This window comes from Thermoplasmata archaeon, from assembly GCA_035632695.1.
Taxonomy (GTDB): Archaea; Thermoplasmatota; Thermoplasmata; order RBG-16-68-12; family RBG-16-68-12; genus RBG-16-68-12.
The window spans coordinates 57,169-65,135 of sequence record DASQGG010000167.1 but is presented as its reverse complement, the minus strand read 5'-3'; the positions used below and the strand labels follow the sequence as shown (position 1 = coordinate 65,135).

General features: G+C 68.1%; 2 protein-coding genes. Both read left to right on the top strand.

The window, feature by feature from the left end:
• The coding region (locus VEY12_10715) for a DUF5915 domain-containing protein (GenBank protein HYM40589.1) at window positions 1–6,902 on the top strand (6,902 nt) is incomplete at its 5' end.
• A gap of 40 nt (window positions 6,903–6,942) precedes the next feature.
• The gene (fen, locus tag VEY12_10710; protein ID HYM40588.1) at window positions 6,943–7,965 is read left to right on the top strand and encodes a flap endonuclease-1; all 1,023 of its coding nucleotides are present in this window, start codon (window positions 6,943–6,945) and stop codon (window positions 7,963–7,965) included.
• Window positions 7,966–7,967: the final 2 nt, after the last annotated feature.

Here is a 7,967-nt window from a genome sequence, read left to right as displayed (position 1 = left end):
CCCGGGCCTCCCGACGCGCGATCGAGCTCACGAAGCGGCGGGCCCGGGTCGCGGAGGCGCTCACGCACGCAGAAAGCGTCCTCCACGACGCGAAGCAGGCGGGCATCGAGACCACGGCCTTCGAGTGGAATATCGCGAAGGCGAAGGCCCGCGCCGCGGCCGGAGACCATGCCGGCGCCGAGCGGCTCCTCCGTCGCATCTCGATCCGCACCCTCGACCAACGGAGGGGGAGGCTTCTCCAGAAGGTTCTGGACAACGCCCAGGCCCGCGTGAACTACGCGCGGGAGCGCGGGGGCAGCGTCGTGGACGCCGAGGGCGTCCTCGCGGACGCCCGCGAGGCGCTGGCGTTGCGGGACTACTCCAAGATCCGGCCCCTGACCGCGAAAGCCATCGAGAAGGCGGAGGCGGCTCGGAAGTACGCGCGGGCCGAACGCATCCTGGACGGCGCCGCAGGCGACGTGGACGCCGCCCGGAAGGCGGGCGTGAACATCACGGAATCTCGCAAGCATCTCACAAGCGCACGGGACGCCCTGCGGAAGGGCGTGTTCGCGGACGTCCAGATCCTCTCCCAGAAGGCGCGCCACGGCCTCCAGGAGGCTCGACGCCACGCGGCCGCGGACGGCGTGATCCGCGAAGTCGAGCGAGAAACCTCTCGGGAGGGGCGCCGAGGCGTGGACGTCGCCCGGGCCGAAGCATTCCTCCAGGAGGGGGAGAAGGCCCTCCAGATTCGCGATTACCCCAAGGTCCGCGAGAGTGCGATCTTCGCCCACGACGCCGTGCGCGAGTCTGTCCTTCTGAAACGGGTCCAGGACTCCCTGGCCGGCCTGCGCCTCGATCTCGCGGACTTGCAGAAGCTAGGCGCGGACTCCTCCGAGTTCGAAGCGGTTCTCGCCGACCTGGAGAAGGCGGTCACGACCCACGACCTCGGCACGGCGCGTCGGCTGGTCGCCCATGCGCGCCACGCGGCGGAGGGCGCCCGGGAAGCGCACTTCCGCGGGGTCCTGGAGCGCTCCCTCAAGGTCATTCTCATCAACGCCCCGCGCGGGCTCGACCCCGAAGTCGGCCGCCAGCTCCTCCGCCAGGTGGACGACGCGATCTCCCTCGGGAAGACGGTGGACCTGCAAGCCCTCATCGACGAGCACCTCCACACGACGGACGCCGAGGCGGAGAGGAACCTCGGCGACCGGGTCCTGCGGGCGCGCGACGAAATTGTCAAGCTGCGCCAGGCGGGCCAGGACACGATCGCCATGGAAGGCAAGCTCGCTGATGCGGCGATCGCGGTCCAAGAGCGCCGGTTCCCGAACGCGGACGGGCTGCTCGACGCCGTGGAACACGACTTCCAGACGTTGCGGGAGACCCTCCGGGGGGAGGCCGCCGAAGTCCTCGGCCGCGCTCGGGGCGAGATTGACCACGCGCAGGCCGGGGGTCTCTCCGTGGACGCGCCCGTGCTCATGATGCTCAAGGAGGCCGAATCCGCATACGCGGAGGGCCGCTACGGCGACACGATCTACATCAGCAAGTCCTGCATCGACGAAGTCCAGCGGATCACCCAATCGGCCCTCCAAGCCAAGGCCGAGAGCCGCGAGCAGGAAGCCCAGGCCCGGGCGGACCGCGTGCAGGGACTCCAGGCACGGATGCAGGCGGTGGGCCAGGAAGTCCGGCACCTCGTCGAGGAGAAACTCGATCTCGCGAAGGCGCTGGCCCTCCTCGCGAGCGCGGACCAGGCCATCAAGGACGAGGACCTGGATCGGGCGGAGCGGTACGTCGCGGCGGCGGAGGGCCTCGTGGACGGCGCCAAGGTCGCCCTGCAGCAGCAGGCGGCCACGGCACTTGATCACCTGCGCGAGAAGATCGCGACGGCCCGCGAGGAGAGCTACCTCACCCCGGAGATGGAGGCGTCCCTCGGGGAAGCGGAGGCCCACCTCAAGGAGGGCCGGGCGGGCCTCGCCATCCGAGCCGCGGAGGACCTCGATCGGGTGATCGAGGGCAAGCGCCGCGATCGGCTCTTGGAGCAACAGCGCGTGGCCATGGACAAGGCGAAGTCCGCCGCCACGAAGTTCATCGCGGTCAAGAAGCTCATCGAGGATCTCCGGAAGGCCGACATCGACATCACGGGCGCCGAGGAGGACCTCCACAAAGCGGAGAAAGCCCTCGACGAACGTGCGTTCGATGACGTCGATGCGATCCTGAGCGGCCTTGACGACACGGCCAAGGAGCTCATGGACGAGCTCGTCGCGGCGGCCCGCGCGCTCATCCAGCGCGCCGAGAGGAAGATTCAGGAGGGGATGGAGAACGGGGTCGACGTGACCGACGCGGCGGACCAGCTCGCCCGCGCGCAGAGCCACTTCGACCACGAGGAATACGCGGACGCGGTCGAGTTCGCCCGCGCCGCCGAAACGCGGATGACGGAAGCGCTCAAGCTCATCGAGGACGCCAAGGCGCTCGAACTCCGCAAGGCCCAGGATGCCGCCCGGAAGGAGCTGCAAGCCCTCCGGAAAGTCCTCGCGGACCTGGCCCGGGCGGACATCTCCATCGTGAACGCCGACGCCGCCATGGCCCGGGCGGAGCAGTCCCTCGAAGAAGGGCGCTTCCCCGAGGTCCACGCCGAACTCGCCGAGACCCAGGAGATGGCCCAGGGGCTCGCGATCGGGCTCGAGGCCGCGGCGCGCGACCTCGTCGGCACGGCGGAGCGCGACCTCGAAGAGACGAAGACCGCGGGTCTCGACCCGGGGCGCGCGGCCATGGTCCTCGTGAACGCCCACGAGGCGATCGAGGACGGACGGTACGTCGAGGCGATCGAGTACAAGAAGGTCATCGAGGACATCCTGACGGATGCACGCCGCGACCGTGCCACACGCTCCCTGCGGGACGAGCTCGCCGAGCTCAAGGCGAGCATCGACGCCCATGCCAAGCTCGGGGCGGACATGCGCATCCCCCAAGAAATCTGGGACAAGGCGGACGCGCGCGCCTCCGAAGGGAACCTGGAGGAGATGGAGACGTACCGCAAGGAGATCTCCGAGGCGATCGACATCGCCTCGAAGGCCCACCTGGACGGCCTCGTCGGATCCCTTTCGCCCCTGATCGACGAAGGGCTCGAACTCGGGCTCCTCTCCGAGGAACTTCAGGAGTCGCGGCAGCACGCCGCGGAGGCGGCGGTCGCCGGCGACCTCGAGGCCGTCTACAAGATCAAGGGAGACCTCCAGGAGAAGGTGCTCGAGGCGAAGCAGAAAGCCCTCCAGCGCCGGTCCCTCGAGGAGGTCCAGACCCTCGAGGACCTGCTCGTCCAGAGCGAGCGGCTCGGGATCCCCGTGGCCGAGGCCCGCGGGAAGCTCGACGACGCTCGCCACGCCATCGAGGCAGGGGACGTCCCCGGCTTCCAGAACGGCGTCGCCTCAGCGAAGGAGGCCCTCGAGAAGTCGCGCAGTGATCATTTCATCAACCGCTACCAGTCCCGGATGCACGCGGTCTCCGCCATGATCGCGAACGCGAAGCGCCTCGGCGCGGAGATCGGCGAGTCGGAATCGTCCCTGGCCCAGGCCGAGGAGGCGGTCCGCAAGAACGACCTCGCGATGGCGGACATCCTAATCAAACAGGCCGAGGTCTCCATCGGGATGCAGATCGCGAACTTCATCAAGAACCGCTACCCGAACCTGGTCCTCCACCTCCCGACCACGGGCCTCCAGGCGAACAACTGGAACCGCTACGTGTTCGAGGTCGAGAACCGGGGCAAGCTCCCCGCGCGGAACGTGGAGTTCGGGTTCGAGGGCGACGTCGAGGTCAAGGGCTCCACGCCGATCGCCGAGCTCGGCGTCGGGGAGCGGAAGCTCGTCGAGGTTGGGCTGAAGCCGGGGACCTCGGGAGATCTGCCCATCACGGTCGACGTCGCGTACCAGCGGATGTTCGACGAGAACCGCTACGAGCTCAAGGACCGGCAAAGCGTCAAGGTGGAGCCCGAGGGCACGTACCTCGTGGAGGATGTGTTCCTGATCCACTCGGACGGCCGGCTGATCAGCCACCACTCCCGCAAGTTCCGCGAGGAGATCGACGAGGACATCTTCTCGGGCATGCTGACCGTCGTCCGGGACTTCGTCAAGGATTCCTTCAAGCGCGCCCGGAAGGGCCTCGACCGACTCGGCTTCGGGGACGAGAAGGTCCTCATCGAGCGCTCGGACCACACGTACCTGGCCACGGTCGTCGTGGGCGAGGAACCGCGGCTCCTCCCGCTCTACATGGCGCAGATCCTCCAGGAGGTCGAGACGAAATATGGGACCGTCCTCGACAAGTGGACGGGGCTCCTGCACCAGCTCGACGGGATCGACGACGTCATCAAGAAGCTCCTCTACGTGGCGACCGACCCCAACGCGGACATGGGGGCGCTCGCGGACAGCCCGATTACCCTGACCGCGAAGCTCATCGACGCCCTCGGCGTCGAGCAGACCGTGGCGGCGAACGAGCTCCTCGCGAAGGCCCAGTCGACCCTCGAGACGGACGTGCGGCTCGCTCTCCAGTTCATCGAACAGGCGAAGGCGCAGGCGGACGCGGCCCAGGAGCAGCTGCAGAGCCGCATGGGAGACCTCATGGCCGCGGCCCGCGACACGGTCGGCGAGATGCGGTCCCTCGGGGTCGACGTGAGCCAGGCGGAGCTGCTCCTCCGGGAAGCCGAAGAAGCGTTCCACGAGGGGAAGTACGAGCGCGTCCGCGAGATCCACGCGGGGCTCCACGAGTCCCTGGAGCGCGCGAAGGGGGAAATCGCGGCGAAGCGCGTGGAGATTGAGCTCGCTTCCCTGATCAACGACATCCAGATCGCCAAGAGCCAGAACCTCGACGCCCGCGAGGCGGAGTCGTACCTCACGAAGATCGAGGCGGCCATCCAGCGGAAGAACTACCGGCAGATGGAGGACTACCTCCGCCGCGCCAAGGACAGCCTGGCGCGCCAGCGGCGCCACACGGTCCTGGCGCGGGCCAAAGAGGAACTCGCCAAGCTCCAGGCGACCGTCGCGGAGGCCAAGGAGGTCCACGCGGACCTGGGCGATGTGGAGGTCCTGCTCGCAAAGGCCGAGGAGGCGCTCAAGGCCGAGGACTTCAAGGGGCTCGAGCCCCTGATCGACCGGGCTGAGGCGACCGCGAGGGCGCGCCTCGAGCAGATCCTCCGGGACCGCTACCCGCGCCTCTTCCTCGAAGAGAAGAACGCGGGCCTCCAGGCGAACCGGTGGAACCGGATGGAGCTCCGGATCGAGAACAAGGGGGACTGGCCCGCGAAGAACATCATCCCCGTGGTCAACGGCCCTGCCGACGTCCATGGGCTCCACAGCGTGGAGAAGCTGGACCCCAACGAGAAAGTCTCCCTCGAGTTCGGCGTCCGCCCGCGGGAAGCGGGCACCATGGACCTCGACTTCGAGATCCACTACACCCGCCCTCTCGACGATGCGAAGCACCAGGTCACGGACTCCAAGATTGTTCGCGTGGAGGCGGAGGACGGCTACTCGATCGAGGACGCAATCCTGTTCCATGAGGGCGGGGACCTGATCTGCCACGAGAGCCGCGTGTACCTCTCCGCCGAGGAGGCGGACAAGGCCGCGACCATGGAGGCCCAGGCCAAGGCCCTCATCACGAAGGCCTTCGCGGACTCCGGGGCCCGAGGGGTCCAGCGAGCGAAGATGGGCCATCAGAACCTCTTCGCCGCGCGCGGGCCCCAGATGTTCGTAATCCTGGGAATCCGCGGCAAGGAGCCGCGGGTCCTCCCGCTCTACACGGTCCAGGTCCTCAAGGAGATCCACGACGCCTACGGCATCCGCCTCGAGAACTGGAGCGGGGACCTCGGGGTCCTGGACGGCGTCCAGGACCTGGTCCGGAAGCTCCTCTTCGCCACCGAGGTGGAGGGCGTCTCCCTGGGACCCCTCGAAGACACGCCGGTCAGCAAGATCCCCATCCTCCTCGACCGCGGGCTGCTCGGCGGGAAGGAGGGCGACTTCCTGGAAGCCGCCTGCGCTGCGATCGAGGAGGGCGGCTTCGAAGTGGGTGCCCAGATGCTCCAGAAGGTCCGCGACGCGACGGTCGGTCCGACGGAGGAGATCCAGAAGCAGATCCAGAAGGAGGTCCTGACCGCCAAGGAAGCGGGTACCCTCCAGCTTTCCGACGAGCAGGTCCAGGCGTTCGTGGACGTGCTGCGCCGCGCCCTCGAGGCGGCCTTCCAGGCGAAGATGCGCGCCGGGATCGAGCGGTACTGGCCCGTGTCCCGACTCGCAATCCAGGCGAGCGATCCCCTGGTCTACGACGCGGTGAGCGCGTTCCGCAAGATCATCGTTGGGCAAAGCGGCGCGAAGGAGCTCGACATCATCCCCCCCAACGAGACCTGGCGGGGGATGAAGATCGACATCGACGTCCACATGGACTCCGTGTCCGCGGCGTACAAGCTGTGGGCGAAGAAGATCGAGATCCTCCTCCGGAGCCAGGACGCCTGGAAGATCAAGGCGGGCCTCGACAAGGGCGAGTACTCCGTGGGCATCGAGGGCCAGAAGGTGCGGATCGACCCGAGCATGGTCTCCTTCGTCGAGAGCATTCCCGAGCACGTCGTCGAGGAGCCCTTCGACGGCGGCGTGATCTACCTGGACACGCGGCTCAACAAGGACCTCCTCGCGGAAGGCTACGCGCGGGAAATCGTGGGGATCGTGAAGGACTCCCGCAAGGACCTGAACCTCACCGAGGAGAGCGTCGTGGAGCTCGACATCGTCGGGAGCTCGGAGGTCCGCGGCATGCTCAAGCCCTGGCGGGACATGATCCTCCGGGAGGCGAACGCCCTCGAGGTGCGCTTCGCGTCGAAGGCGCCCCAAGACGCGTACGTGATCGAGGCGGTCCTGGGCAAGGACACCCTGTACCTCGGGATCCGCCAGGCTCAGATGTAGACGGCAGGGTTTTAGGCGCGCCCGCCATTGGAGCGACGCCATGGGAGTCATCCTCTCCGACATCGTGTCGCCGGAGAAGCGCGCCCTGGAGGACTTCTCCGGAAAGGTCCTTGCGATCGACGCGTTCAACACCCTGTACCAGTTCCTCGCGATCATCCGCCAGCCCGACGGCACGCCGCTCATGGACGGGCAGGGCCGGATCACGTCCCACCTGAGCGGCCTGATCTACCGCCTGTCCAACTTCGTGGCCGCGGGCATCCGGCCCGTGTTCGTGTTCGACGGCGAGCCGCCGCGGCTCAAGGCCCGCACGATCAGCGAGCGCGACGAGGTCAAGGTCCGCGCGGAGCGGGAGTGGAAGGAGGCCGTGGAGATCGGCGATCTGGCCAGGGCGAGGACGAAGGCCATGCAGACCTCGCGCCTGACGCGGGAGATAGTCGAGCAGTCCAAGCGGCTCCTCGGGCTCCTGGGCGTGCCCTGCGTCCAGGCGCCTAGCGAGGGCGAGGCCCAGGCGTCCGCCATGGCCCGCTCCGGCACCGCGTACGCCGCGGCGTCCCAGGACTACGATTCCCTCCTCTTCGGCTCGCCGCGCCTCGTGAAGAACCTCGCGATCACGGGTCGCCGGAAGCTCCCGCGGAAGGAGGTCTATGTGGATGTGCAGCCCGAGGAGATCGGACTCGAGGCCACGCTGACCGCGCTCGGGATCACGCGGGAGCAGCTCGTGGACATGGCCCTCCTCATCGGCACGGACTTCAACGAGGGCGTGCGGGGCATCGGGCCCAAGAAGGCGCTCGCGTTGATCAAGAAGCACGGCTCCCTGGAGCCCGCGCTCGACGAACTCCAGATCGACATCGAGTCCAAGGACGAGGTGCGCCGGATCTTCCTCGAGCCTCGTGTCCTGCCCGAGGTCCCCATCGAGTTCCGGGACCCCGATGCGGAGGGCGTTCGCAGGATGCTCTGCGACGAGTTCGCGTTCTCGCGGGACCGCATCGACCAGGCGCTGGCCAAGTTCACCGAGGCCCGAGGCGCCCAGAAGCAGAAATCGCTGGACACCTGGTTCGGGTGAGG

Bases quoted from the DNA above. Each gene is read 5' to 3' on its own strand.
- fen (HYM40588.1), top strand. From the start codon at position 6,943: ATGGGAGTCATCCTCTCCGACATCGTGTCGCCGGAGAAGCGCGCCCTG.